26 protein-coding genes are annotated in these 25220 nt (G+C 48.7%); 10 read left to right on the top strand and 16 right to left on the bottom strand.

All coding sequences use genetic code 11. The annotated features are described in order from the left end of the window. Positions 1–13: 13 nt before the first annotated feature. The 6 genes from lptB to GEV47_RS18565 form a co-directional block, all read right to left on the bottom strand. A complete protein-coding gene (gene lptB / locus GEV47_RS18590; protein ID WP_153236302.1) occupies positions 14–802 on the bottom strand; it encodes an LPS export ABC transporter ATP-binding protein in 789 nt (262 codons plus the stop codon). Beyond that, complete coding sequence (gene lptA, locus GEV47_RS18585) at positions 799–1428, bottom strand: lipopolysaccharide transport periplasmic protein LptA (protein WP_153236301.1); 630 nt, start codon at positions 1426–1428, stop codon at positions 799–801. The genes lptB and lptA overlap by 4 nt, the downstream gene beginning before the upstream one ends. 52 nt (positions 1429–1480) lie before the next feature. After that, on the bottom strand, positions 1481–2080 hold the full coding sequence (lptC, locus tag GEV47_RS18580; RefSeq protein ID WP_153236300.1) for an LPS export ABC transporter periplasmic protein LptC: 600 nt from the start codon (positions 2078–2080) through the stop codon (positions 1481–1483). A gap of 13 nt (positions 2081–2093) precedes the next feature. After that, positions 2094–2678 (bottom strand): KdsC family phosphatase, encoded by a 585-nt coding sequence (locus tag GEV47_RS18575; protein ID WP_228124805.1) that lies wholly within the window; start codon positions 2676–2678, stop codon positions 2094–2096. Beyond that, positions 2678–3748, bottom strand: a complete 1071-nt coding sequence (locus GEV47_RS18570) for a KpsF/GutQ family sugar-phosphate isomerase (RefSeq protein WP_153236299.1) — start codon at positions 3746–3748, stop codon at positions 2678–2680. Before GEV47_RS18570 ends, GEV47_RS18575 begins: the two co-directional genes overlap by 1 nt. Positions 3749–3900: 152 nt before the next feature. Beyond that, on the bottom strand, positions 3901–4794 hold the full coding sequence (locus GEV47_RS18565) for a LysR family transcriptional regulator (RefSeq protein WP_153236298.1): 894 nt from the start codon (positions 4792–4794) through the stop codon (positions 3901–3903). 108 nt (positions 4795–4902) lie between these two features. Here GEV47_RS18565 and GEV47_RS18560 point away from each other — a divergent pair, with 108 nt between their 5' ends. Together GEV47_RS18560 and GEV47_RS18555 are read left to right on the top strand one after the other, a co-directional pair. After that, entirely contained in the window at positions 4903–5931 is a 1029-nt protein-coding gene (locus GEV47_RS18560; RefSeq protein ID WP_153236297.1) for a YeiH family protein, read from the top strand. Positions 5932–6221: 290 nt separating this feature from the next. Then, positions 6222–8210 carry a cation:proton antiporter domain-containing protein gene (locus tag GEV47_RS18555; RefSeq protein ID WP_153236296.1) on the top strand — a complete coding sequence of 663 codons (1989 nt, stop codon included), beginning with the start codon at positions 6222–6224 and terminating at the stop codon, positions 8208–8210. Between the two features lie 69 nt (positions 8211–8279). Here GEV47_RS18555 and GEV47_RS18550 read toward each other — a convergent pair whose 3' ends face one another. Next, on the bottom strand, positions 8280–9752 hold the full coding sequence (locus tag GEV47_RS18550) for an NAD-dependent succinate-semialdehyde dehydrogenase (protein ID WP_153236295.1): 1473 nt from the start codon (positions 9750–9752) through the stop codon (positions 8280–8282). A gap of 361 nt (positions 9753–10113) precedes the next feature. Here GEV47_RS18550 and GEV47_RS18545 point away from each other — a divergent pair, with 361 nt between their 5' ends. The 3 genes from GEV47_RS18545 to GEV47_RS18535 all read left to right on the top strand — a co-directional run bounded on the left by GEV47_RS18545 (position 10114) and on the right by GEV47_RS18535 (position 13037). Continuing rightward, complete coding sequence (locus GEV47_RS18545) at positions 10114–11148, top strand: ABC transporter substrate-binding protein (protein WP_153236294.1); 1035 nt, start codon at positions 10114–10116, stop codon at positions 11146–11148. A 174-nt stretch (positions 11149–11322) separates the two neighbouring features. Then, positions 11323–12168, top strand: a complete 846-nt coding sequence (locus GEV47_RS18540) for an ABC transporter permease (protein ID WP_153236293.1) — start codon at positions 11323–11325, stop codon at positions 12166–12168. Positions 12169–12227: 59 nt separating this feature from the next. After that, positions 12228–13037, top strand: coding sequence for a quaternary amine ABC transporter ATP-binding protein (locus GEV47_RS18535; RefSeq protein ID WP_153236292.1), 810 nt, complete (start codon positions 12228–12230; stop codon positions 13035–13037). 7 nt (positions 13038–13044) lie between these two features. Here the strand turns inward: GEV47_RS18535 and GEV47_RS18530 are convergent, their stop codons facing one another. Continuing rightward, positions 13045–14025, bottom strand: a complete 981-nt coding sequence (locus GEV47_RS18530) for a LysR family transcriptional regulator (RefSeq protein ID WP_153236291.1) — start codon at positions 14023–14025, stop codon at positions 13045–13047. Between the two features lie 44 nt (positions 14026–14069). Here GEV47_RS18530 and GEV47_RS18525 point away from each other — a divergent pair, with 44 nt between their 5' ends. Both GEV47_RS18525 and GEV47_RS18520 read left to right on the top strand, forming a co-directional pair. Beyond that, the gene (locus GEV47_RS18525; RefSeq protein WP_153236290.1) at positions 14070–14744 is read left to right on the top strand and encodes an SDR family NAD(P)-dependent oxidoreductase; all 675 of its coding nucleotides are present in this window, start codon (positions 14070–14072) and stop codon (positions 14742–14744) included. A 42-nt stretch (positions 14745–14786) separates the two neighbouring features. Then, entirely contained in the window at positions 14787–15920 is a 1134-nt protein-coding gene (locus tag GEV47_RS18520) for a mandelate racemase/muconate lactonizing enzyme family protein (RefSeq protein ID WP_194270715.1), read from the top strand. Positions 15921–15997: 77 nt separating this feature from the next. On the opposite strand, the gene trpC is transcribed toward GEV47_RS18520, so the two are convergent. From trpC to rpe, 6 genes are all read right to left on the bottom strand, one after another. Beyond that, the gene (gene trpC, locus GEV47_RS18515) at positions 15998–16801 is read right to left on the bottom strand and encodes an indole-3-glycerol phosphate synthase TrpC (RefSeq protein ID WP_153236288.1); all 804 of its coding nucleotides are present in this window, start codon (positions 16799–16801) and stop codon (positions 15998–16000) included. Positions 16802–16831: 30 nt separating this feature from the next. Further along, entirely contained in the window at positions 16832–17869 is a 1038-nt protein-coding gene (gene trpD, locus GEV47_RS18510; RefSeq protein WP_153236287.1) for an anthranilate phosphoribosyltransferase, read from the bottom strand. An 88-nt stretch (positions 17870–17957) separates the two neighbouring features. Continuing rightward, entirely contained in the window at positions 17958–18521 is a 564-nt protein-coding gene (locus GEV47_RS18505) for an anthranilate synthase component II (protein WP_153236286.1), read from the bottom strand. After that, positions 18521–20035 (bottom strand): anthranilate synthase component I, encoded by a 1515-nt coding sequence (gene trpE, locus GEV47_RS18500; protein ID WP_153236285.1) that lies wholly within the window; start codon positions 20033–20035, stop codon positions 18521–18523. Before trpE ends, GEV47_RS18505 begins: the two co-directional genes overlap by 1 nt. A gap of 225 nt (positions 20036–20260) precedes the next feature. Next, positions 20261–20947, bottom strand: a complete 687-nt coding sequence (locus tag GEV47_RS18495) for a phosphoglycolate phosphatase (RefSeq protein WP_153236284.1) — start codon at positions 20945–20947, stop codon at positions 20261–20263. Continuing rightward, the gene (gene rpe / locus GEV47_RS18490) at positions 20948–21622 is read right to left on the bottom strand and encodes a ribulose-phosphate 3-epimerase (protein WP_153236283.1); all 675 of its coding nucleotides are present in this window, start codon (positions 21620–21622) and stop codon (positions 20948–20950) included. A gap of 158 nt (positions 21623–21780) precedes the next feature. Between rpe and apaG the strand changes: the two genes are divergently transcribed. After that, positions 21781–22155, top strand: a complete 375-nt coding sequence (gene apaG, locus GEV47_RS18485; protein ID WP_153236282.1) for a Co2+/Mg2+ efflux protein ApaG — start codon at positions 21781–21783, stop codon at positions 22153–22155. A 171-nt stretch (positions 22156–22326) separates the two neighbouring features. On the opposite strand, the gene GEV47_RS19890 is transcribed toward apaG, so the two are convergent. Further along, complete coding sequence (locus GEV47_RS19890) at positions 22327–22758, bottom strand: hypothetical protein (protein ID WP_228124810.1); 432 nt, start codon at positions 22756–22758, stop codon at positions 22327–22329. On the opposite strand from GEV47_RS19890, the gene mltA reads away from it, so the two are divergent. Then, positions 22643–23626, top strand: a complete 984-nt coding sequence (mltA, locus tag GEV47_RS18480; RefSeq protein ID WP_228124804.1) for a murein transglycosylase A — start codon at positions 22643–22645, stop codon at positions 23624–23626. The genes GEV47_RS19890 and mltA overlap by 116 nt on opposite strands. A gap of 43 nt (positions 23627–23669) precedes the next feature. Here mltA and GEV47_RS18475 read toward each other — a convergent pair whose 3' ends face one another. After that, positions 23670–24107, bottom strand: a complete 438-nt coding sequence (locus tag GEV47_RS18475) for a universal stress protein (protein ID WP_153236280.1) — start codon at positions 24105–24107, stop codon at positions 23670–23672. A gap of 242 nt (positions 24108–24349) precedes the next feature. Between GEV47_RS18475 and GEV47_RS18470 the strand changes: the two genes are divergently transcribed. After that, a complete protein-coding gene (locus GEV47_RS18470; RefSeq protein WP_153236279.1) occupies positions 24350–25120 on the top strand; it encodes an enoyl-CoA hydratase in 771 nt (256 codons plus the stop codon). Positions 25121–25220: the final 100 nt, after the last annotated feature.

Genomic DNA, 25220 nt, shown 5'->3' with positions numbered 1-25220 from the left:
GGTGTTTTTGTGATCACATGCGGAAATGTTCACCCAGATACACGCGTCGCACCGATTCATTGGCGATGATGTCTTCTGGATTGCCGCTGGCTAGCACGCTGCCTTGGTTGATAATGTAAGCGCGGTCACAAATGCCGAGGGTTTCACGGACATTATGATCAGTGATCAAGACGCCGATGCCGCGTTCTTTCAAGAAGCGTACGATGCGCTGAATTTCGATGACCGCAATTGGATCGACACCGGCGAACGGCTCATCCAGCAACACGAAGCGAGGATTGGTTGCCAAGGCTCGGGCGATCTCTACGCGGCGTCGTTCACCCCCAGATAGGGATAAAGCCTGGTTGTCGCGCAGCTTTTCAATCTGTAATTCTTTTAGCAACAACTCAAGTTGATCGTTGATTTGTGTCTTGGTTAATGCTTTGCCATTTGGTTTTTGTAATTCCAGCACCGCCCGGATATTGTCTTCCACGGTTAGTTTGCGAAATACAGATGCTTCTTGTGGCAAATAGGAAAGACCCAGTACCGCACGCTGGTGAATCGGAAGGCGCGAGATATCGACGCCATTCAAATCAATTGTGCCGCCATTTGATGGGACCAAGCCGACGATCATGTAGAACGATGTCGTTTTACCGGCACCGTTGGGGCCCAATAATCCGATGACTTCGCCGCTTTTTACTTGCAGCGAAACATCACGCACAACCTGACGCGCACCATAGCTTTTTTGCAGGCCTGTGACTATCAGCGTACTGGTTTCACCGCTATTGGTAACAGTGCCGGAGGAGGAAGTTGTTGCATTGATCATGGTTGTTTTGGCTTCGGTTGAAGTACAGCAGTAATACGTCCTGCACCTGGCTTACTTACGCCGTCGACAGTGTTATTGACTGAATAGAATTCAGCGCGACTATCGTACAGAATGAATTGGCCGTTGACCTTATCAGTTACCTTAATGTCTTGTGGTTTGACATCAGCCATGGTCGCTCCTTTCGGGAGTTCAAGGCGGCGCATTTGGGCATCTTTGTAGAGTTTGGCGATTTCAGTTTTGTCGTCATATTCGATGCGATCTGCAGCCTGACCGTCTATCCACAAATTCGGAGGGGATGCAACATTAGGGTCACTATCGCGCTTCTGGCTGAACTTTGCAAAGTCGCCTGGTGCCGCGTATAGCACGGCGAATTGGTAGCCGGCCGGATCAGTGGTGACGACGACTTTCGCGCCGGTCATTTTCATGCTGCCGCGTGTCATGATCACATTGCCTGTGAATGTTTTGACCTGTTTCACGTCATCCATTGTGAATTGATCAGCTTCGATATTAGTTGGCTTTTCAGAATCTGCTTTTTCGGCATGTGCGATTGGCATGGCTGCCAGTTGCAAGGCTAAAAAAGCACTTGCTAAAGAAAAGGTGGAGAGAGCTGAGAAAATGCGCTTCATAAAAATCCTAAGAAAGATCATGTCGTTCGATCTATTTACTTTATTGTTGATGTTATGGTTTTTTCGTCGATGGCGGAATATTCGCGTGCACATTCTTGAACAGTTTCATTACACGGGTTGCGTTGTTGGCATACAGCCCGGTACCGGTCATGACAGATTGATCCAAAGTCATTTCTACAAATTTATCACTTTTGATAATGTCGTCGTCCGGCAGTAATAATAAATACTCAGATTTTAAATGGAACTCGCTGCTGGTCGGCGTAGGCAGGCGATCGGCTTTAACATTGCCATATAAATTCACTTTGCTATTGTTGTCTTCAATCTTGCCGGTGTCGGATCGTAAAGTCATCGGCGGATTGTCTTTCGATAAACTGTGTATCACTGGCAGTATCACATCGAAAGAATCATCCATAGGGTTGTGCGTCAGACGCTGGCCAGTGATGTTGTAGCGTGGTTGACCGTCAATGGCCATTTGTACGTAATTGAAGTTATCTACATAATAATCAGGTTCGGTGCGGGCCGGAGTAGGGATGACTTCTTCTGTTTTTTTATGCATCACTTCCACCATCCAAAAACTGCCTAGTGTCAAAGCGACACACAAGAGCAGCAGCATGATGAAGCGTAAGCGGAAAGTGGAGCGAAGATTTTTCATGCTGCTTATTTGGCTACAAACCGACAGAGTTGTTCAGATACGAAGCGATCGCAGCTTCATATTTATTTTGCGCCCGCAACACCAAATCGCATACCTCACGTACCGCACCGTTGCCGCCAAGCGCATGCGTGACGTAATGCACACGCGAGGTTGCTTCCGGATGACCATTAGGCACACTGACGGCGAATCCGGCGCGGGTCAGAATCGGCAAGTCGATGACATCATCGCCAATGTAACCGCAAGCATCCTCCGACAAGTTCAATTGTGCCAATAATTCTGCCAGTGCCAGATGCTTTTCGAGCGCACCCTGAAAGACGTGCGTGATACCAAGATCTTCGGCACGTCGTCGCACTATGGGCGAACTGCGCGCGGTAATGATGGCGGTCGCAATTCCCATTTTTTGTAATAGCTTAATACCAAGGCCATCAAGTACATTAAAGCGTTTGACTTGCTCGCCATCGGCATCAAAATACAAACTGCCATCGGTCAACACACCATCAACGTCAAAAATCATCAGTTGTACTTTGGCGGCACGTGCCAGCACTTCGGCGCTTGGCTGATGGTTCGCATTGCCTGATATCGTCATTGATGCTGTCATTAAATTACCTTGGCGCGGGTCAAGTCGTGGATGTGCAATGCACCCACCAGTTTGCCACTGTCATCGGTGACTAATAATTGGTTAATGCGATACTGTTCCATGTCATGTACAGCATCAACCGCCAATTGATCGGGACCGATGGTGTGCGGGTTTGGATGCATCACATCGGCAATCTTCAATTTAGAAAAATCTTGTACTTGTTCAATCAAACGGCGTAAATCACCGTCGGTAAACACGCCGATAGGGCGAAACTGCGCATCGACTACCGCTGTCATGGCAATCCCTTTGCGCGTAATTTCGAGTAGTGCAGCCGATAGGGAAATATCCGCTGTGACCGCCGGAATCGCATCGCCGCTACGCATCACATCGCGCACATGCGTTAACAAACGGCGTCCTAACGCGCCACCAGGGTGCGAGCGGGCGAAGTCTTCTTCGCGAAAACCACGGGCATCCAGTAGCGCGACCGCTAGTGCATCACCTAGCGCCAGGGTTGCCGTAGTGCTCGCTGTCGGAGCCAGGTTGAGTGGGCATGCTTCCTGATCTACTTTCACGTTGAGATGGACTGTCGCCAATTTCGCCAATTCAGACGCATCGTTACCGGTCATGGCAATTAAGCTTGCCCCCATGCGTTTGACGCTGGGAACAATCGCCATTAATTCGGCAGTTTCACCTGAATTGGAAATGGCAATAAACGCATCCTGCTCCGTTACCATGCCTAAATCACCGTGTGCCGCTTCGGCTGGATGAATGAAAAATGCAGGTGTTCCGGTTGAGGCCAGAGTCGCAGCAATTTTGCGAGCAATGTGGCCGGATTTGCCGATGCCCGAGACAACAACGCGACCGCTGCAAGCAAGCAAAAGCGCTACAGCTTGAGCGAACGGCGTATCAGGCGCAGAGACGGCATTATTGGACAAGCGATCTCGCAGAGCGATGATGGCATCGGCTTCGATTTGCAGGGTTTGCCGGGCAAGCTCTAAAGCGCGAGTGGCGCGCAGGGTCTGGTCGATGCGTGTTGGCTCGACCGTATTGGAGGTGGAATTAGTCAAAATATTGGGTTCGTTTACACTCATGCGCAGAGTATAAACGAATTCTCAAAGCAAAAAACTTGCCAATGCAGTTTGCTTACAAGTTTCCACATTGTGAGAGCTAGTGGAAAACGACTGCAAATGGAAATTAGCCGTAAATGGGTGCAGGCATTGTTAGGAACGAAATTTCACAGTGCTTAAAAAGGAGACGTGCGCTGCTGAATCAACTCTTGCAGCGCCAGTGAGGCCTTGGTTTTGTAGCGTTCTTTGTGATGCAACAGGTAAAACGGTCGCGGCGGCAGATCGATATCAACTTTACAGAGCAAGCCCACTTGCAAGTGGGACGCCACCACCAACTCTGATACCGCTGTTGCAAAAGACCCAGACATCACGGCTGAGCGCACTGCTTCGTTTGAAGGTAACGTTAAGGCGATCTGAAGCTGATTCACATCGAGTCCGATTGCTGCCAGCATTTCTTCGAAGGCAGAGCGGGTGCCCGAGCCTTGCTCGCGCATGATCCATTGACTATTTAATAAATCTTCCGGCTTCAGCTTTTCACCGTTTGCCCACGGATGTCCTGGTGCGACGACAGCCACGATACGATCTTCGCCTACCGTTTCTACCGTCAACGCAGCTTCGTCTATGTTCCCTTCGACGAATCCCAGATCAGCCGTACCTTCGACCACAGCTTGCGCTACTTGCTGCGTATTGCCGACGGTCAGACAGAGTTCAATTTGCGGATACATCTGGCGGAAACGTACGAGTAGTTCCGGCAGCCAATAGCTGGAAATCGTCTGGCTGGCTTGAATACTCAACGTACCACGTTTGAGCCCGCCTAATTCCGCAAGCGTCAGTTCTGCCGCACGCGCACTAGCCAGCGTGGCACGTGCTTCTGTCAGAAAAATCCGCCCAGCTTCGTTGGTCTCGATGCGTCGCCCCACTCGGTTGAACAGAGGAGTGCTATAGCGGTTTTCCAGCACGCGGATAGAGGCGCTTACCGCAGACGGCGTCAGTGCGAGGGCGTCGGCCGCTTGTGTCAAATGCTGACGCTCGGCAACCTCAACAAAAATGCGTAATTGTTCCAGTGTCATTTAATCGTTCATTTTTACTTAACGAATTATGAAATATTTTAAAATTTACTAAACGATTTGTCCAGCCGATAATTGATACATCAAATTAAGGCAATAAGAGAACGAAAAATGGATGCGAATATAGTAACAGCCGCTAAAAAATACCTCTCCGGATTGGCTCTGTGTGGGGCTGTTACGGTAGTTGCCTTTGGGCTAGAACACTTGGAGGTGCATTTTTTCGGCCGTGCTTGGTTAGAAAGCCTGGTATTGGCAATTTTGCTCGGCAGTATCGTACGTACTTTTTACAAGCTTGATGCGCGCTTTGATGCCGGGATTTGTTTTGGTGCCAAGACAGTGCTGGAAATTGCCGTAGTGTTATTGGGCGCATCCGTCAGCGGCAGCGCCATTATGGAAAAAGGACCGGGTTTGATCGGGGGAATTGCAATCGTCGTGTTGCTCGTTATCTTTTGCAGTTATTGCATCGGCAGAATAGCGGGCTTACCAAAAAAAATGGCGATTTTGATTGCCTGTGGCAATTCCATTTGCGGTAATTCGGCTATCGCTGCGGTAGCCCCGGTAATCGACGCTGACAGCAAAGATGTTGCCGCCTCGATCGCTTTTACTGCTGTGTTCGGTGTCGTGGTGGTGCTGGTACTGCCACTCCTGGTGCCGTTGCTTTCTCTATCCATGGTGCAGTTCGGCATTTTCGCCGGAATGACCGTCTACGCAGTACCGCAAGTGTTGGCAGCGACCGTAGCAGTCTCGCAGACTAGTGCGCAAATCGGCACGCTAGTGAAGTTGATTCGTGTTCTGATGCTGGGACCGGTGGTGCTGTTGTTGTCCCTGTTTGGCCGTAAAAAGGGAAGCGAGGGAAGCGATTCACGTCCATCGCTGTCACATATGGTCCCATGGTTCATCATCGGCTTCTTGCTGTTGATGGGACTGCGCTCCTTCGAGCTGATTCCTCAATTCGCGATCAAACCAGCTCAGGTATCAGCAAATTTTCTGACCATCATATCGATGGCAGCGCTTGGGCTAGGGGTTGATGCGCGCTCGGTATTGAAGGCAGGTGGACGCGTCACTGCGGTGGTTATTTTATCCTTGCTGGTATTGTCTGTGATCAGCTTTGGCTTGATCAAGCTGCTTGGTATTGCCTGAATAAATCGATCTGCATAAGGCAGATAGTTAATACTAAAAAGAACTTGGAAATAGAAATGGCCGGATATTCCGGCCATTTCTATTGAATGGTTTGATTGTCGGCTTTTGAGGCTATGAGTCACTTAGGCGTGATTTGTTATTTGATCAACGCGCTTTCATGGACGAGTTCGTTGATCATTTTTTGCTGGATAAGTCAGGAAAATATAAATCCATGGGTATAAAAAAAGCAACGCGAGTGTCGGTTTTGCCGCAAAATACATCGTTGCTATTTTTATTGAACACTCAATTTCATGCTGACTGGACTAGAGCTCACCATTTTGTTACTCGGCTGTGCCGTCCTTGGCGTGGTGGCTTTTCGCACTTTTCATTTGCCTCCCATGCTGGGGTATTTAACCGTCGGCATTCTGATCGGCCCACATGCATTGGGCTTCGCCGAAGATAATGCTACAACGCACGCACTAGCCGAATTTGGCGTGGTGTTTTTGATGTTTTCGGTCGGTTTGGAGTTTTCTTTATCTAAACTGATTGCGATGCGCCGGATTGTATTTGGCCTTGGCGTGGCACAGGTGCTGTTGACGACCATAGTGATCATGCTCCTGGGTTTGGCAACTGCCTATGTTTTGCCGCACATGACGCATATCAGTTGGCAAGCGTCGTTTGCTATTGGTGCGGCGTTCACCATGTCATCCACCGCGATCGTGTCAAAAATGTTGACTGAGCGCCTGGAGTTAGAAAGCGAACACGGCAGACGCATTATCGGCGTGTTGTTATTTCAAGATTTGGCGCTGGTGCCATTGCTGATTATTGTTCCTGCTTTAGCTAACAATTCTGGCACGCTGGTGGAGACGCTGGGTTGGGCTGCACTGAAAGCGGCGATAGTATTGGTGCTGTTGTTGTTTCTCGGTCAAAAATTGATACGCAGCTGGTTTCGCGTAGTGGTCAAGCGTCGCTCGCAAGAATTATTCATGCTCAATCTTTTGCTCATTACTTTAGGGGCAGCATGGATTACGGAGCGTGCAGGTCTGTCGATGGCGCTCGGAGCGTTTGTCGCTGGCATGATGATTTCAGAAACTGAATATAAACATCAGGTGGAAGAAGACATCAAATCGTTTCGTGATGTCTTGCTAGGACTATTTTTTATCACGATCGGGATGTTGCTTAATCTGCGTTTGGTGATGGAACATTGGTGGCTGGTGCTGCTGTTATTAGTTATTCCAGTGCTGTTGAAATTTGGCATTGTTGCCGCTTTGGCGAAAATTTTCGGATCTTCTACGGGCGTTGCTTTACGTACTGGTCTTGCTTTGGCGCAGGCTGGTGAGTTTGGTTTTGTGCTGCTCAACCAAGCAGGTGCATTGAAGATGATGGATCCTTTATTGATCCAGCTCATTCTGGCATCAATGGTGTTGTCGATGTTTGCTGCGCCATTTATCTTGAGCAAGTCCGATGTCATCGTGATGAAATTGTCTGCCAATGAATGGATGATGCAATCACTGGCGTTGACGCAATTGGCGACACGTACCATGGCGACCAAAAAGCACGTCATCATTGCCGGTTTCGGTCGCAGCGGACAGAATCTGGCGAAGCTTCTGGAAGAAGAGGGCATTGGCTATCACGCATTGGATCTTGACCCGGATCGGATTCTCGAAGCGCGCGCCGCTGGTGCACAAGTGTCGTATGGTGATGCTTCACGTCGTGAAAGTTTAGTTGCAGCGGGTTTGCATCGTGCTGCAGCTTTGGTGATTACTTATGTCAGCACACCATCGGCTTTACGGGTGTTACATCATGTGCAAGAACTTGCCCCCGCGTTGCCAGTGATAGTGCGTAGTTACGACGACTCAGATCTGGATAAATTACGTGCCGCTGGCGCTGCAGAAGTGGTGCCGGAAGCGATGGAAGGCAGCTTAATGCTGGCGTCCCACGCATTGGTGATGCTGGGTGTGCCATTACGAAAAGTCGTGCATCGCGTACAAGCTTCTCGCGACGAGCGTTACGCCGCGTTGCGCGGGTACTTTCACGGTGCTGATGATATTGCTGATAGCGATGATCGTCTGCAAGTACGACTTAACTCGATCACTTTATCTGATGGTGCCAAAGCTATTGGCAAGTCGTTAGCGATGCTGGCATTGGAAAATATCGGTGTAGAAATCACGACGATACGCAGGGCAAAATCGCAGGTCGATATAGCGCCGGAAACGTTTTTGCAAAGCGGCGACATCGTGGTGTTGCGAGGTGATGCCGAGGCAATTGCAAAGGCAGAATACAGGCTATTAAAAGGCTGAGTAACGCGTTACGGTTTTGGCTTCTCTCTCGCAGGGAGAGAGAGCCATTTCCAACAACGCTAATAACAATTACCGCAAACCGCCCAATAACAAATATTTGGTGTGCATGTAATCTTCAATCCCATATTTGGAACCTTCGCGCCCGATTCCCGATTCTTTGACGCCACCAAATGGAGCGACCTCCGTTGAAATCACGCCTTCGTTGATGCCGATCATGCCAGACTCGATCTGGTCCGCAACATAAAATACACGCGCCAAATCACGGCTATAAAAATAGGCCGACAGACCGAATGGTGTGCTGTTGGCCAAGGCAATGACTTCATCTTCTGTGCTGAAACGATAGCAAGCGGCAACCGGACCGAAGGTCTCTTCTTGCGACATTTCCATCTCTGGCGTCGCGCCAGCGATGACAGTGGGCTCGTAGAAAGTGCCGCCTTTTACATCCGGCTTGCCGCCGATAAGGATCTGCGCACCTTTGGCGCGAGCATCGGCAACATGGCGTTCAACTTTTGCCAGCGCGGCTTGGTTGATCAAGGGACCTTGGGTGACGCCATCTTCTAATGCGCTTCCGACTTTCAATGCTTTTACCGCAGCAGTTAATTTTTGAGTGAATGTGTCAAAGACCGCATCTTGCACATAGAAGCGATTTACGCAGACGCAGGTTTGTCCGGTGTTCCGGAATTTCGATGCCATCGCACCTGCCACTGCTGCGTCAATGTCTGCATCGTCGAAGACAATAAATGGCGCATTGCCGCCCAATTCCAAAGAGACTTTTTTGAGTGTGTCTGATGCCTGGCGCATCAACAGTTTGCCGACGCGGGTGGAGCCGGTGAAGGACAATTTGCGTACGACAGAGCTAGCCATCAATGTGTTGCCGATTGAAGGGGCGTCGCCGGAGACAATATTGAAGACACCTGCGGGTACGCCAGCTTGTTCGCCTAACACAGCTAAGGCATGTGCTGATAACGGGGTTTCTTCGGATGGCTTCAATACGACAGTGCAACCGGCGGCTAAAGCAGGGCCGACTTTGCGGGTTACCATCGCCAGCGGGAAATTCCATGGTGTGATTGCAGCGACGACGCCTACGGGTTCTTTTAATACCAAAATCTTGGCACCGGCTTTATGCGATGGAATTACGTCGCCATAGGCACGTTTAGCTTCTTCTGCAAACCACTCTAGAAAACTAGCTGCATACACCACTTCGCCACGCGCTTCGGCGATAGGCTTACCTTGTTCTGCGCTCATCAACTGGGCCAAATCTTCTTGATTGTCCAACATCAAATCAGACCATTTCCGCAAGACTGCAGCGCGTTGTTTGGCGGTTTTTGCACGCCATATCGGGAAAGCCTTTTCTGCGGCATCAATCGCGCCTTGGGTCGCCGTTGCCCCCGCTTGTGCAACATGTGCGAGTAATTCGCCGTTCGCAGGATTGGTGACGGCATATTGTTCTGGTAGCGATTTCCACTGACCGGCTATGTACACGCCAGTTTTGATGAGTTCGGAATTCTTCAGTGGTGGAAGCGAGGTAGGAATTGCAGGCATACGATTTTTCTCCAGGCGTAATAGAAGTACCTAACAATGTAAGTACAGTACAGCTTGAAGACTAAAGTATATAAACGCTGCTGAAAAATCATCTTTTCGCATTATGCGCATGACTAAAACTCATGTGACGCTTGTCGAAAAATAGATTTCTTGCATTACTTTTTCTCATATGAAGGCAGGCAAAAAATCGTTTGTACTACAGCGCTCAGATTTGCAATAGTATGTGAAACAAGCGCCACAAATTTTCTGCAAAAACAGAAAATACACGATGAGCGCGATATCCAAGATGACATAGATTGGTACAAATCAGCATCTTGGTGATTAATGATGTTAATAAAAGCATATTACGTCAGGAGACAGCATGACCATTACGAAAAAAATCTGCGGCACTTTGTTAGTCAGCTCTGCCATTTTATTTAGTCACGCAAGTTTTGCCACCACTAGCGCTTGGTGTAACTCAGGTAATCCCTTGAAATTTGCCAGTATTGGCTGGGAAAGCGGCGACTTCCTTACCGCCGTAGCAAATTATATTGCCAAGAATGGTTATGGCTGTGACACAGAAACCATTACCGGTACGGCGATGGCAACCGAAACGGCGATGGCCAATAATGGCCTGCAGATCTATATGGAGCAGTGGGTTGGGCGTAATGCAGCACAAGAAAAAGCGGTAGCAGCAGGGAAAATCAAGCAAGTTGGAGGTCCGATTGTTGGCGGCGCTGAAGGCTGGTACGTTCCCGATTACGTTATCCATGGCGACCCTGCTCGCAACTTGAAACCGCTGGCGCCGGATTTGAAAAGCGTCGCTGATTTAGCAAAATACAAAGCCGTCTTTGCTGATCCGGAAGATCCAAGCAAAGGCCGTTTTTTGAATTGCCCCGTCGGTTGGACTTGCGAGCTCGAAAACTCACAAAAACTAAAAGCTTACAAACTGACAGACAGTTATAACAATTTCAGTACCGGTACTGGTGCATCCCTGAACTCCGCAATTGTTTCTGCGATTAAACGTGGCAAGCCTGTACTGTTCTACTATTGGGCGCCAACGCCACTGCTGGCTGAATATAAATTCGTAAAATTGGACGAGCCTACTTTCAATCAGAAGTGCTATACGACTTTGCGTGACAAAGCCAATAATGCTCCTTGCGGTTCTGCTTCCTCGCCAATTCAAATCGTGGTCGGCATGAATGCCAAATTCTATGATGCTGATCCGGTATTGGTTGATTTCTTTAGCAAAATTAACGTACCGCTTGATATTCTTGGACCTTATCTGGTCGATATGAATAAAAGCCGCGTCGAACCAACTGCCATGGCAAAAAAATTCTTTGAAACGCATCCGGAAGTGTGGAAAAAGTGGGTGCCGGACGATGTTGCCGCAAAAGTTGCCAGCAGTCTGAAGTAAGACATTCTGTAAGTATTCAATCAAATAAAACCGGTGTATTCATCTCGCACAAGTAAGCCCACATGGGTACTTGTGTGAGAGATGACGTCAAATGATTATACGAAGTCCTTCTCGTTTTCCTGACGGGACTTCAATTGCATTAGTGCGTAACCTAATGCCCACCTGAGAAATCCTATGTTCCCAACTAATCTCACCTTTTCTATGGTGGCGCCAGTTAACGATTTTGTTGACGGCATCGTGACTAACTACGGCGATTTTTTTCACGCCATGGCGCACTCAGTGATGATGGTGCTGGTGTTTATTGAAAAGACTTTGCAAAAAACACCGTGGTGGTTGTTCATCGGTATTGTCGCTGCATTGGCATTTGTCTCTCTGCGCAAAATTTCACAGGTTGCGTTGGTTGTGTTGGGTCTGATGCTTATCGGCTCATTTGGTCTGTGGGACAAAATGATGCAAACCACTGCCCTGGTAGTGGTGGCAACATTCTTGACGGTGATGATCGGAATTCCTATCGGCATTATCGTTTCTTGCAGTGAACGTGTGCGCAAAATTGTCTTGCCGATACTCGACATCATGCAAACCATGCCGGTGTTCGTGTATTTGATTCCGGTACTGATGTTATTTGGCCTGGGGAAAGTTCCCGCAGTATTTGCCACCGTCATTTATGCCGTATCCCCTTTAATTCGTTTAACCAATTTAGGTATCCGGCAGGTAAATCCAGAAGTGGTCGAGGCCGCCATCGCATTCGGTGCCAATCGTTGGCAGTTGATGCTGGGTGTGCAATTGCCATTGGCGATGCCGAGCATCATGGCCGGGATAAATCAAACCAATATGATGGCGTTGGCGATGGTCGTGGTGTCGTCGATGATTGGTGCAAACGGTTTGGGCATCGATGTATTGGAAGGTATTAATAATCAAAACATCGGACTTGGTTTGCAAGCAGGGATTGCGATTGTGATTTTAGCGATCATTATTGATCGGGTATCACAAGGGTTTGGTGCGGATAAACGGTCGAACTGAGCTTGAAAAATAGGCGCAAAATTAAACGGCCAGATTCATTCAATTCCTAGGAAATTTTCATGTCAGAAATCATTGTTAACCAAGTTTATAAAGTCTTCGGGCGTAATGAAAAGCAGGCGCTGGAAATGGTCAAACAGGGTATCGCCAAAAGCGAAGTATTAGCTAAAACAGGCTGTACCGTGGGTTTGAATAATGTCTCGTTAAGTATCAATGCCGGCGAGATTTTCGTCATCATGGGTTTATCTGGATCTGGAAAATCGACCTTGGTGCGACACTTCAACCGTTTGATCGAACCGAGTGCAGGTGAGATTTTATATCGCGGCAAAGACGTGCTTAAACTCAATAATAATGAGTTAATCAATTTTCGTCGCCGCAATATCAGCATGGTGTTTCAGAGTTTTGGTTTACTGCCGCATCGCACGGTGATTGATAACGTGATGTACGGTTTGAAATTGCGTGGCGAGCCTAAAGCCGAAGCACATGTCTGCGGAATGAAGTGGATAGAGGCTGTGGGTTTGAAGGGTTATGAAGACAAGCATCCCGATCAACTTTCTGGCGGGATGCGACAGCGCGTTGGCTTGGCGCGTGCGCTTGCTGCTGATACCGACATTATGTTGATGGACGAGGCGTTTAGCGCACTTGATCCTTTGATCCGCACGGATATGCAAAGCCTGCTATTGGAACTGCAAGCCAAATTGAATAAGACCATTGTTTTTATTACGCATGATATCGACGAAGCATTACGCATAGGTGCAAAAATCGCCATTTTGCGAGATGGCAGTCTGGTGCAGGTCGGTACACCCAAAGATATTTTAGAACACCCCGCAGACGATTATGTGCGACGGTTCGTGGAAAAGAAAGTGCATTGATTTCGGTTTATAAAGCGACATCCACTCCGTCACACAAGCCAACAAACCATTGCTGGATTTGCTTGATCAGAATCTCTTTGGCCGGGTCATGATGGAGCGAGATGAACCAATAACCATAAGGTCCGGTTAGTTCAACATCGGAAAATTTTTGTAGTTGGCCATTTTCAAGTTCTTTTTGAATCATGGCCGAATCAACGACCGCCAATCCGGTTGCCGTGGTGGCGGCATTGATGGCTTGATCGAGTGTACTAAAGGCGATACCGGGACGTGATTCTATGTGTGTTAATCCTGCAGCGGCCAACCAGTTTTCCCAAACGGGCAGACGTTCTTCGCCGTTCAGGATATGGAGCAAGGTTTGCGTTCCGGGTGTCGGTGCCTGGCTGTTTTCCCATAAAGCAGGACTGGCAACGGCAACATGACTTTCCCACATGAGAAGCTCGCAATCACATTTTTCCCAGGGCACTGAGGAAAACACGATCAGACAATCAAGATGTTGAGAAGATCGTATTTGCGAAATTGCATCGTTGGTAATCGATAAATCCACAGTCGGAAAACGCTGTTGAAATGCTTTGAGGCGAGGTGCGACTAAACGAGTTGCAAAGGTCGGAGGAATGTTGATGGCAATGCGTTGATTTGTTTGAATTTTGGAAATTTTGTTGACGGTACGTTCCATTTGTAAAAAGGCTTGCTCTAATCCGGCAGCTAATACTTTGCCGTCTTCAGTTAACTCCAAACTTTGATGCTGACGATGAAACAGATTTTTCCCCAACCAATCTTCAAGTAATTTGACTTGGCGGCTAACCGCACCTTGCGTGACATGCAATTGTTCTGCTGCCAAGGTAAAGCTCTTATGTTGGGCTGCGACAGTGAAGATACGCAAAGAATTAAGTGGCGGCAATCTGCTCATGATGGAGAGGGAACGTAGATAAGGTGTGAGTAATTTAATAAAGGATGCTAGCACGAATACAGTACAGATTACGGACGTCATGAGACTGCATCAGATTTTTGTTTTGATGAATACAAAGGTGACTTTTGAATATTTTTATTACAGGCATATCGCGCGGCTTAGGGCGGTGTTTAGCGCAAATTTATGCAGCGCGCGGCGATCAGATTTTTGGCGTCGGCCGCTCGCCTTTGACCGAAGCTATTCCTGGCGTCATCTATGGCATTGTTGATGTGACAGCAGCCAATGCCGCACATGATATCGCCGAATTGGTAGCCGGCTATTCGCACATTGATTGCGTGATCAATAGCGCTGGCACTGGCAGTGATGGTTATCATTTGGCAGATGTTGATGCTGCAGAGCTGATGGCGCAATTGCGTTTGCATTGTGTTGCGCCGTTGCAGGTTTCTCAGGCGTTATTAAGCAAATTACGCGCAGCACCTGAGCCAAAAATTATTAATCTCACTTCGCGCTTAGGCTCGGTGCTACAGCATCAACGCGGAGATTTTGATGGGAAAGCTTTTACCTATCCTTATCGCATTGCTAAAGCCGCACAAAACATGTTGAGCCTGTGTATGGCTTCGGATAGCAGCATGAAGGATATCGTTGTGGCATCGATTAATCCCGGCTTGTTACGCACAGAATCTGGTTCCAGCGATGCATGTTTTACGGCAGAAGAAGGGGCGGAGCGTCTTGTCGCATTGATAGACAAAATTACTTCACCAGGGATTTATCACGCGTTCGGTGATGAAGCATTGTATTAGGAATTCCCTAAAATATTGATGTTGTACCGTTTCGGAGACCAAATGACCTCACGCATTGAACGTATCGCCATCACGCATCACCAACTCGATCTCAATCCAGCTTTCCCTGCATCTTGGGATACGCAGCCTCGTAAAAAATTTCCCGCTACCGTTGTGCGAATTTTCGATCAGGACGGCAATATGGGAATAGGTTCTGGCGATGTGATGTATGGTTTTTCGGATTACGAATATTTGTTCATCGGACAAAATCCACTGGATCTCGAACGCCATAATGCGGTGCTCGGCAATATCGGATTTCATGCCGGTCGGCCATGGCCATTGGATATAGCGTTGTGGGATTTAGCGGGGAAAATCCGTGGAGAAGCTTGCTGGAAAATGATGGGTGGTCGCAATCAACGCGTACGTACTTACGCATCATCCGGCGTACATCGAGGGCCGGAAGATAGTGTACAGATGGCTTTGCATGCGATCGAGCGCGGTTTTCCCGCTTTGAAGTTACGCTTTGGTCGCCCCTCGCTAGCCGATGATTTTCTGGTGTTGTCGGCAGTACGTGAAGCCGTCGGTGATAAGTTGGAATTGATGGTCGACTGCAATCAAGGTTGGCGTATGCCGTGGGATATTTCACGCCCTTGGAATGTCGAAAAGGCCGTGGAAATTGCGCGAAAATTAGAAAAATTCAATGTGCATTGGATGGAAGAGCCCTTGCATCGCGGAGATTACGAGGGTTACAAAACGCTCCGTCAACAGGTTGGTATTCGTATTGCGGGAGGTGAGTTGACGCGTGAAGAGTATGAGTTCGATACGTTGTTGCGCAATGAATGCCTGGACATTTATCAACCCGATGTCGCGTGTACATTAGGGATGGAAGGGCAGCGTCGTTTGGCAGCGAAAGTGGAAGAGCGAGGACATATTTTTACGCCGCATACGTGGGGTAACGGTGTTGGGTTGGCAGCCAACCTGCATATTGCTGCAGGTGCGACATCAGGCGCGGGATTTGTGGAGTTTCCTTATGACCCGCCGGAGTGGTCAACTGCCCGTCGAGATTTTTTGTTGACTGAAACGATAGAGCCGGATGCGCATGGATGGGTGAATTTGAGCGATGCGCCGGGACTGGGAGTCGAGCTTAACGAAGACGTATTGATAGCAACTCAGAGTAAAGAGTCGACGTGGGTGTAGCTGCGTAAGCCTAGCTTTATAAAAAATGGCGCGAAATTTTCGCGCCATTTTTTATGGAAAAAAGAATCAAGTATCAATTAAGTATTAAATAAGCGCGCTAACTCAACCCCAGGCTCTGGCGCGCGCATAAATGTTTCGCCAACCAGGAACGCATTGACATTGGCATCACGCATACGCTTGACATCATCCGCTGTCGATATACCGGATTCTGTGACGATCAGTTTGTCCGGCGAAATACGTGGCAACAAACTGATGGTGTTATCCAACGATGTTTCAAATGTGCGCAGATTGCGGTTGTTGATACCGAGGAGAGCGGTTTTGAGTTTTAGCGCTGCCGTCAATTCCTCTGCATTATGGACTTCCACCAATACGCTCATTCCCAGCTCTAAAGCGATTGCCTCCAATTCAACCATCAAGCCGTGATCTAACGCGGCGACGATCAAGAGAATCGCATCGGCACCCCAATGGCGCGCTTGATAGATCTGATAAGGATCTATCATGAAGTCTTTGCGCAATACCGGTAATGCACAAGCAGCACGTGCCTGTTTCATATAGTCCGGTGAACCTTGGAAAAAATGCTCGTCGGTCAAAACTGATAAACAAGCAGCGCCGTGCTTGGCGTAGCTGATTGCAATTTCCGCCGGCTTGAAATCGGGGCGAATGATACCCTTTGACGGCGATGCTTTTTTGATTTCAGCAATAACTGCGGCATGGCCAGCGCCAATCTTGCTGCGCAACGCCGCTTCAAATCCGCGCAAATTGCTGCGTGCTTCACTGTCGGATTCGACATCACGACGCAGGCTGGCAAAGTCACGCTGCTTTTTTGCAGCAGCGACTTCTTCGGCTTTAACGTCGAGGATTTTATTTAAGATATCGGACATGGTTGGATTCCTTTTTGCTGTAATCGCGCTTTAATTTTTGGCGCCGATTTTTTGCGTCGTGAGTATGAATTGCTCTAACTTGGCACGCGCGGCACCAGAGGTCATCACTGCCCGTGCTTTGCTTAAACCATCGGCTATCGAATTGGCTATGCCAGCGGCATATAACGCTGTGCCCGCATTGAGCGCGACGATATCGCGTGCAGGTCCAGGGACATCATTCAATGCTTCAAAAATCTTCTCTTTCGATTCGACAGAATTGGCAACTTTCAAATTGCGACTAGCGATCATTGGCATGTCGAAATCTTCCGGATGAATTTCATATTCACGAATTTCGCCGTCGATCAGCTCGCCAACCAGGGTCGCCGCGCCTAACGATACTTCATCCATGTTGTCGCGTCCCCATACTATGACGGCACGTTGCGCGCCCAGCCGTTGCAGCACGCGCACCTGTATGCCGACCAGATCAGGGTGAAATACGCCCATCAAAATATTCGGTGCGCCTGCCGGATTAGTGAGTGGGCCGAGAATATTAAAAATCGTCCTCACGCCTAATTCTTTGCGAACCGGCGCAGCATGTTTCATTGCCGCGTGATGATTCGGCGCAAACATGAAGCCGATGCCAGTTTCTTCAATGGACTGCGCAACTTGCGCTGGCGTCAGATTAATGTTGGCGCCGAGCGACTCCAATACATCTGCACTACCAGAAGACGATGAAACGCTGCGCCCACCATGTTTGGCGATACGTGCACCTGCGGCTGCCGCAACAAACATGGTGGCGGTAGAAATATTAAACGTCTGTGCGCCATCACCACCAGTGCCGACAATGTCGAGCAAATTGTTCGTGTCGGTGATCGGTACTGGCGTGGCAAATTCACGCATGACTTGCGCCGCTGCGGCGATTTCGCCTATGGTTTCTTTTTTGACACGTAAGCCCATTGTCAGTGCCGCAATCATGACTGGCGACATTTCGCCTCGCATGATTTTACGGAATAGATGCAGCATTTCATCGTGAAAAATTTCGCGATGTTCGATACAGCGCAATAACGCTTCTTGTTCGGTAATTGGCATGATTGCCTCTGGAAACGGTGAGTGGCGTTGCGTTTGCTAGATGTAGCGCAACGCCGCTCACATTAATGCAAGAGAATGCAGGCTGAAATTAACGCTGCAGGAAATTTTTCAATAAAGCGTGGCCATGTTCAGACAGAATAGATTCCGGATGAAACTGTACGCCTTCGACATCCAATGTCTTATGACGCACGCCCATAATTTCGCCATCTTCCGTCCATGCTGTAACTTCCAGGCAATCTGGCAGTGATGAACGTTCAATTGCCAGCGAGTGGTAACGAATCACCGTAAATGGATTGGGTATGTCTTTAAATACACCGACACCAGTATGGTGAATCGGCGAAGTTTTGCCGTGCATGACTTGCTTGGCACGAATGACTTTGCCGCCGAATGCTTCCCCAATTGCCTGATGACCAAGGCAAACGCCGAGAATAGGGTATTTTCCTGAGAGTTGCTTTAGCACGGCTATGCAGATTCCCGCATCTTGTGGTGTTTTGGGGCCTGGCGATAAGCAGATGCGTTCTGGGTTAAGCGCAGTGATTTCGTCCAGTGTGATTTCATCGTTGCGGAAAGTGCGTACATCTTCACCAAGCTCACCGAAATATTGCACCAGATTGTAGGTGAAGGAGTCGTAATTATCTATCATCAGTAACATCAGATTTCTCCATCCAAGCCATCTTGCACTTGTTCCGCTGCACGCAATACGGCACGGGCTTTATTCTCAGTTTCTTCCCATTCGGTTTCTGGCACTGAGTCGGCGACGATGCCTGCGGCAGCTTGGACGTACAACATTCCGTCTTTGATGACGCCGGTACGGATCGCGATGGCGACATCCATTTCGCCACCAAAAGATAAGTAACCGCAGGCGCCGCCATAGATGCCGCGTTTGGTCAGCTCGAGTTCATCAATGATTTCCATCGCCCGTACTTTCGGCGCGCCGGACAGTGTGCCGGCGGGGAAGGTCGCTTTTAAGACATCGAGATTGGAGAGGCCTGATTTGAGCGTGCCTTCCACGTTAGAGACGATGTGCTGCACGTGTGAATATTTTTCGATCACCATTTGATCGGTAACTTTGACGGTGCCGGTGTCAGCGATGCGGCCAATATCATTGCGTGCCAAATCAATCAGCATGACGTGCTCAGCAATTTCCTTCGGATCAGCTAACAACTCGACCGCGAGTTGTTCGTCGCGCTCTGGCGTCGCGCCGCGTGGTCGTGTTCCGGCCAGTGGACGTATAGTCACTTTGCGTTTCGCTTCGCTGGTGGCAGTAGCGGCAGAAGTTTGCTCATTGCGCACCAGAATTTCTGGCGACGATCCTACGATTTGCATATCGCCGAAATTGTAGAAATACATGTAAGGCGATGGATTTAGCGAACGCAGCGAGCGATACAACATCAGTGGTGAATCCACATAAGGTTTTTTGATGCGCTGACCGATTTGCACTTGCATCAGATCGCCCGCCATTACATATTCTTTGGCCTTGGCGACCGCTTTTAAATAATCTTCTTTTTTGAAATCACGAATCGTCTCAGTCCGTACCGATGCAGACGTGACAGGCGCATCGGCAGGGCGACGCAGCATGGCGCGCAATTCTTTCAGGCGTTGACGACCTTTGGAAAACGCTTCCGGCTGAGTCGGATCGGTGTAGACGATCAGATAGAGCTTGCCGGATAAATTGTCGATAACCGCTAATTCTTCGGTCAGCAATAATTGGATATCTGGCAAGCCGAGATCATCTTTAGGTGCCGAATTGGCTAAGCGCTTTTCGATATGACGCACTGTGTCGTAACCGAAATAACCGGCCAGACCGCCGCAAAAACGCGGCATTCCGGGGCGTATTGCGACTTTATAGCGCGCTTGAAATGCGGTGATGAAGTCGAGTGGATTGCCCTCAGCGGTTTCAATCACCTGATCGTTTTTGACGACTTCAATTCGAGTGCCGTAGCTACGCAGCAGAGTTGTCGCTGGTAAGCCGATAAACGAGTAACGCCCAAAACGCTCGCCGCCCACCACTGACTCAAGCAAGAAAGTGTTCTTGCCGGTTTGCTGGGTTTGGGCCAGCTTGAGATACAGCGTTAATGGCGTTTCAAGATCGGCCAAGGCTTCGGCGATCAATGGAATACGGTTGTAGCCTTGTGCGGCCAGCGATTTGAATTCGAGTTCGGTCATGTTTTTCTCCAGGTCGCTATTGTAGAACAGCGACGCTTAAATCAATAAGCTACAAAAAACGTTGTCTGAAATTTATGATAAAAAGCAGACAGCGGCGATCTATGGGCTAACTTAGTTAGTCCCGGATTGCCAGCGTCGCCAAAGCCAGGCCTCAGGGGCGGCTAGTGGAACGTTACGTTTAGTGTTGAGAAACATGCGTAAGAATAATTTCTAAAAACGATATTATTAGGGAGAAATACGGTTCGCTGCATCAAGCAGCGACGTGACTATACCATCCGAATCGATATTTTGTACAGACTCACCGTGGTTGTAACCATATGGCACGTTTAGCACCCAGCATCCTGCAGCGCGTGCAGCAATGGCGTCATTGGATGAGTCGCCAATCGCGACGACTTGCGATGGCGCAACGTTAAATTCCCGAAAAACTTGCAACAGCGGCATCGGATCAGGTTTTTTCCTGGGGAAAGAATCGCCGCCGTACACCAAAGTGAAAAAATCACGCAGTCCGGTTTTTTCTAGCAATGGCAAGGCAAACGCAATGGGTTTGTTGGTTACGCAGGCTAAACGTAAGCCCTTTTCGCGTAATGCTTGCAACCCTTCGCACACATCCGGATAGATGGTGACGTGAGCGCCATTGATATCCAGATAGTGGCGCTGATAGGACGTGAGTGCCGTCTCAAAATGATGCTCAACTTGTGTTGCGTTGTAATCAACACTCAACACGCGACGGATTAAATGTTCTGATCCTTTACCAACAAAATTGATGATAGTGGCTTGCGTGAGCGGCGTAAGATCAAAATCTGCGCGCATGCGATTCACCGCTGCATGAAAGTCAGGCGCGGTGTCGAGCATGGTGCCATCTAAATCAATGATCGCAGCGGCGATGTCCGTGAAGCGTGTTGGCTTTGTCATTTAGATACTAGCTAGTTCTTTACGCATGGCATCGATGACCGCTTTGTAATCCGGTTTGCCGAAAATAGCTGAACCAGCGACGAAAGTATCGGCGCCTGCCGCTGCAGCTTGTGCGATGTTATCGATTTTGATGCCGCCATCGACTTCTAACAAAATGTCGCGGCCAGACTCGTCAATTTTACGCCGCACGGCCGCAATTTTTTTCAGCGCTTCAGGAATAAACGATTGACCGCCAAAACCAGGGTTGACTGACATAATCAAGATGATGTCGAGTTTGTCCATCACATGATCGAGAAAATGCAGTGGCGTTCCAGGGTTGAAAACTAATCCGGCTTTGCAACCGTTATCGCGTATCAGTTGTAAGGAGCGATCAATATGTTCAGATGCTTCTGGATGAAAAGTGATGATATTGGCACCAGCTTTAGCAAAGTCGGGAATGATACGGTCGACGGGTTTAACCATCAGATGCACATCAATTGGAACTTGTACATGTGGCCGTATGGCCTCGCATACCAAGGGGCCAATCGTCAAATTGGGAACATAATGGTTGTCCATGACGTCGAAGTGGATCATGTCAGCGCCAGCGCTAACGACGTTACGAACTTCTTCGCCAAGGCGGGCGAAGTCGGCGGACAATATACTTGGGGCGATGCGATAGGTAGGAGCTGTTGGCATGGGATGGATACTGTGAATGTATAAAATGTAAAAAGATGCGCTATTTTACTCCGTCAGTTTTGCAAACGTCAGATGAATGCTTGCATAGCTGTAGGATTTGGTGTGCAATGTCCGGTTCTTGCTATTGATCAGCAAACGCGCAAATCAAGGAATTTATTATGGCTGCTTACGAGTTTACGGTGGATGTGAAGACCCAATATATGGAGGAGCAATCAGAGCCGGCTCAGGAGTTCTATGTTTTTGCGTATCACATTACGATTAAAAATACCGGACAAGTGGCGGCACAATTGATTTCTCGCCATTGGGTGATCACTGATGCCGCAAATCACGTCGAAGAAGTGCGAGGCCTGGGAGTGCTCGGTCTTCAACCTTTATTACAGCCAGGTGAAGTGTATGAATATACCAGCGGCACCCAGCTGGCGACGCCACAAGGCTCAATGTTTGGCGAATATTTTTGTGTCGCCGAAGACGGCGAGCAGTTCGAGGTGAAAATTCCAGAGTTTGTATTGTCACTGCCGCGAACTTTGCATTAACGAACTTTGCATTAAATAACGCAGCAACTCAGAAAAAATTGCACCGCGTCAGCGATTACTCTTTATTCTTTGGCGGAGCTTTCCTTTTGAGTGTTTGATCAGGTTTGCGACCAGACATTGTCCACCACACAATAAATACTAATAAAAAGAAAGCCGTAGCTGCTTCAAGCGCTAATAACCACATAAAGTATCCTCAATGCTATATAGACAAATATTCAAACGATTTTTCAAACGTGTAAGTCTACCTGTTTCGAGCGTAATTATCGCTGTCAGTTTGGCGGCTTGTAGTTCACCGGTATTGATAACTGCGCCAACAGCACCGATCAGCTCTGCTGCGACAACTTCTCCTGCTGAGGCTTCATCGTCATCTCCAACTAAAGCATCATCAACTTCTAACGCGACATCCCCGGAGGTTACATATCCACCGGGGACCTTGCGTGCGACGACTTTTGCGACTTTACCCGGGTGGAAAGCGGATGATTTACGTTTGGCGCTGCCTGCATTTTTGACATCGTGTTCCAGCATGGCCAAAAAACCGAGTTGGAAAGAGCCATGTTCTATCGCCGCCAATCTCGATAGTCGTAACGAAGGTTCTGTGCGCAATTTTTTCGAATCATTCTTTACCCCTTACCAGGTAGTGAATGCAGACGGAACAGCGAATGGCCTGGTAACTGGCTATTACGAACCGCTATTGCATGGATCGCGTAAACGTGGCGGCGCGTATCAGACGCCGTTATATAGTGCGCCGGATGATTTGATAACGGTTGATTTGGCGACTGTTTATCCCGAATTAAAGGGTTTGCGTGTGCGAGGTCGCCTGGTTGGCAATCGCGTAGTGCCATATCCAACAAGGGCGGAGTTGGATAAGTCCGGTAGTTTGGCGGGTAAAGAAATTGTGTGGGTTAATGACCCTATCGATGCTTTTTTCTTGCAGGTGCAAGGTTCGGGGCGGGTGCAGTTGAGTGATGGTGAAATGTTGCGATTGGCATATGCCGATCAAAATGGCTATCCATACAAATCAATTGGGCGTTATTTGATCGATAAAGGCGAGTTGACGCTGGCGCAAGCCTCGGCGCAAGGGATCAAGGCATGGTTGGCCGCTAATCCTAGGCGCCAGCAAGAATTGTTGAATGCCAATCCGAGTTATGTCTTTTTCAAAGAAGAAAAATTATCTGATGCGAATCTGGGGCCGAAAGGCGCGCAAGGAGTACCGCTGACTTCGAAACGGTCGATTGCCGTGGATTCGCACTTTGTCCCATTGGGTGTGCCAGTGTTCCTGGCGACGACACTACCTAACAGCAACAAAAATTTACAGCAGCTGATGATGGCGCAAGATACGGGTAGCGCCATCAAAGGCGCCGTACGAGCCGACTTCTTTTGGGGGTATGGCGACGAGGCAGGTGAAATGGCGGGTCGTATGAAGCAGCGCGGGATGATGTGGGTGTTGTTGCCTAAAGTGGCGATTAAATAATCCGGCTAACTCAGCACCAATTATGGGGTTTTGCGCTGTAAATTCAGCGCAAAACCAAGACTGGAATAGTGGAGTGGGCTAATACCCTTTGTGTTTTACTGCCTAAAAAAAGCCTGCTCAGCCCGCTGCGACCATGTGATGCCATAAAAATGACGTCACAATGATATTTATCTGCAGCATGGCAAATTTCTTCGTCTGGATTGAAGGCTTGTGTGGTGAGCGTTTCGCAGGCTACGCCAGCCGCTTTTGCAGCATCAGCCACTTGTTGTACATGTAATTGCGCTAGCGCTAACATGTTTTCTTCATAGGTTCCGGGATCGGCGGCCATTGTGCTTTCGGCCATTGGAGAGAATGGATAAGGCTCTGCGACAGAAATCGTAACAATTTTGCCGTTGCTAAATTTGGCAAATTCGATCGCAGCGACAATCGCTTTATTCGATAAAGCCGAGCCATCAGTGGGAACCAAAATAGTCTTGAACATGGTGTTCCTCCTACAGTGGACTGACTACTGGCCATATTTTCATGGCTATATTCATTTTATGCCTAACTATAGACAAGATGTAAGAGAATTAATTCCAGGTCCCTTCTGATCGCACTAAAGTACCGCCTTCGTCGTTGCGCCTTGCCCGGGCAGTTTGCGTAAGTCCCAAATTTCGGCAGGGATTGCGGAGCACTGATTTATTGTTTGAAAATCACCATTATATTAATTAGATAGGAGATGTCATGTCATACGAAGCGATTCAAGTTGAAACTCATGGAAAAGTTGGTTTGATCCGTTTGCATCGACCAGCCGCGCTCAATGCGCTAAATGACCAGTTAATGGACGAGTTAGGTGATGCATTACAAAAATTCGATGCTGATGAAGGCATCGGCTGCATCGTGCTGACTGGGAGCGAAAAGGCCTTTGCTGCGGGGGCGGATATTGCAGCCATCGTGGATCATACATATATAGATGCTTACAAAAGCAATTTCATCACCCGTAATTGGGAGCATATTCGTCGTGTACGCAAGCCAGTAATCGGCGCAGTCGCCGGTTTCGCGCTGGGTGGCGGATGTGAGCTGGCAATGATGTGCGATTTCATTATTGCTGCTGACAATGCCAAATTTGGGCAGCCAGAAGTTAAATTGGGCGTTGTTCCTGGAGCAGGTGGTACGCAGCGCTTGCCACGCGCAGTGTCGAAGGCTAAAGCAATGGATATGTGTCTGACCGCGCGAATGATGGATGCGGAAGAGGCGGAACGTGCCGGACTGGTGTCGCGCGTTGTGCCATTGGATAAGCTAATGACAGAGGCGCTGGACGCGGCGACAGTAATTGCGAGTATGTCGCTCCCCACAGTGATGATGATCAAAGATGCCGTTGATCGGGCTTATGAAACTACGCTGAGCGAAGGTGTCTTATATGAGCGCCGTGTGTTCCACAGCGTTTTTGGAACAGAGCACCAAAAAGAAGGCATGAAAGCGTTCCTGGAGAAGAGAAAACCGGTTTTTAAATAAAATTGAAAATATTTCAAAAATTGCTTGCGGTGTTGAAGGCGTGTTGCTATAGTTCGGCCTCTGCAAAAAACGACGCGAAGTAAGCTGCGAAGTGAAGGTA

This window comes from Glaciimonas soli, from assembly GCF_009497155.1.
Taxonomy (GTDB): Bacteria; Pseudomonadota; Gammaproteobacteria; order Burkholderiales; family Burkholderiaceae_D; genus Glaciimonas; species Glaciimonas soli.
The sequence above is the reverse complement of the archived record's forward strand: the minus strand, read 5'-3'. Positions and strand labels throughout refer to the sequence as shown.

Excerpts from the sequence above, each read along its gene's own strand:
- lptB (WP_153236302.1), bottom strand. The coding sequence starts at position 802 with ATGATCAATGCAACAACTTCCTCCTCCGGCACTGTTACCAATAGCGGT.
- lptA (WP_153236301.1), bottom strand. The coding sequence starts at position 1,428 with ATGAAGCGCATTTTCTCAGCTCTCTCCACCTTTTCTTTAGCAAGTGCT.
- lptC (WP_153236300.1), bottom strand. The coding sequence starts at position 2,080 with ATGAAAAATCTTCGCTCCACTTTCCGCTTACGCTTCATCATGCTGCTG.
- GEV47_RS18575 (WP_228124805.1), bottom strand. The coding sequence starts at position 2,678 with ATGACAGCATCAATGACGATATCAGGCAATGCGAACCATCAGCCAAGC.
- GEV47_RS18570 (WP_153236299.1), bottom strand. The coding sequence starts at position 3,748 with ATGAGTGTAAACGAACCCAATATTTTGACTAATTCCACCTCCAATACG.
- GEV47_RS18565 (WP_153236298.1), bottom strand. The coding sequence starts at position 4,794 with ATGACACTGGAACAATTACGCATTTTTGTTGAGGTTGCCGAGCGTCAG.
- GEV47_RS18560 (WP_153236297.1), top strand. The coding sequence starts at position 4,903 with ATGGATGCGAATATAGTAACAGCCGCTAAAAAATACCTCTCCGGATTG.
- GEV47_RS18555 (WP_153236296.1), top strand. The coding sequence starts at position 6,222 with ATGCTGACTGGACTAGAGCTCACCATTTTGTTACTCGGCTGTGCCGTC.
- GEV47_RS18550 (WP_153236295.1), bottom strand. The coding sequence starts at position 9,752 with ATGCCTGCAATTCCTACCTCGCTTCCACCACTGAAGAATTCCGAACTC.
- GEV47_RS18545 (WP_153236294.1), top strand. The coding sequence starts at position 10,114 with ATGACCATTACGAAAAAAATCTGCGGCACTTTGTTAGTCAGCTCTGCC.
- GEV47_RS18540 (WP_153236293.1), top strand. The coding sequence starts at position 11,323 with ATGTTCCCAACTAATCTCACCTTTTCTATGGTGGCGCCAGTTAACGAT.
- GEV47_RS18535 (WP_153236292.1), top strand. The coding sequence starts at position 12,228 with ATGTCAGAAATCATTGTTAACCAAGTTTATAAAGTCTTCGGGCGTAAT.
- GEV47_RS18530 (WP_153236291.1), bottom strand. The coding sequence starts at position 14,025 with ATGACGTCCGTAATCTGTACTGTATTCGTGCTAGCATCCTTTATTAAA.
- GEV47_RS18520 (WP_194270715.1), top strand. The coding sequence starts at position 14,787 with ATGACCTCACGCATTGAACGTATCGCCATCACGCATCACCAACTCGAT.
- trpC (WP_153236288.1), bottom strand. The coding sequence starts at position 16,801 with ATGTCCGATATCTTAAATAAAATCCTCGACGTTAAAGCCGAAGAAGTC.
- trpD (WP_153236287.1), bottom strand. The coding sequence starts at position 17,869 with ATGCCAATTACCGAACAAGAAGCGTTATTGCGCTGTATCGAACATCGC.
- GEV47_RS18505 (WP_153236286.1), bottom strand. The coding sequence starts at position 18,521 with ATGTTACTGATGATAGATAATTACGACTCCTTCACCTACAATCTGGTG.
- trpE (WP_153236285.1), bottom strand. The coding sequence starts at position 20,035 with ATGACCGAACTCGAATTCAAATCGCTGGCCGCACAAGGCTACAACCGT.
- GEV47_RS18495 (WP_153236284.1), bottom strand. The coding sequence starts at position 20,947 with ATGACAAAGCCAACACGCTTCACGGACATCGCCGCTGCGATCATTGAT.
- rpe (WP_153236283.1), bottom strand. The coding sequence starts at position 21,622 with ATGCCAACAGCTCCTACCTATCGCATCGCCCCAAGTATATTGTCCGCC.
- apaG (WP_153236282.1), top strand. The coding sequence starts at position 21,781 with ATGGCTGCTTACGAGTTTACGGTGGATGTGAAGACCCAATATATGGAG.
- GEV47_RS18475 (WP_153236280.1), bottom strand. The coding sequence starts at position 24,107 with ATGTTCAAGACTATTTTGGTTCCCACTGATGGCTCGGCTTTATCGAAT.
- GEV47_RS18470 (WP_153236279.1), top strand. The coding sequence starts at position 24,350 with ATGTCATACGAAGCGATTCAAGTTGAAACTCATGGAAAAGTTGGTTTG.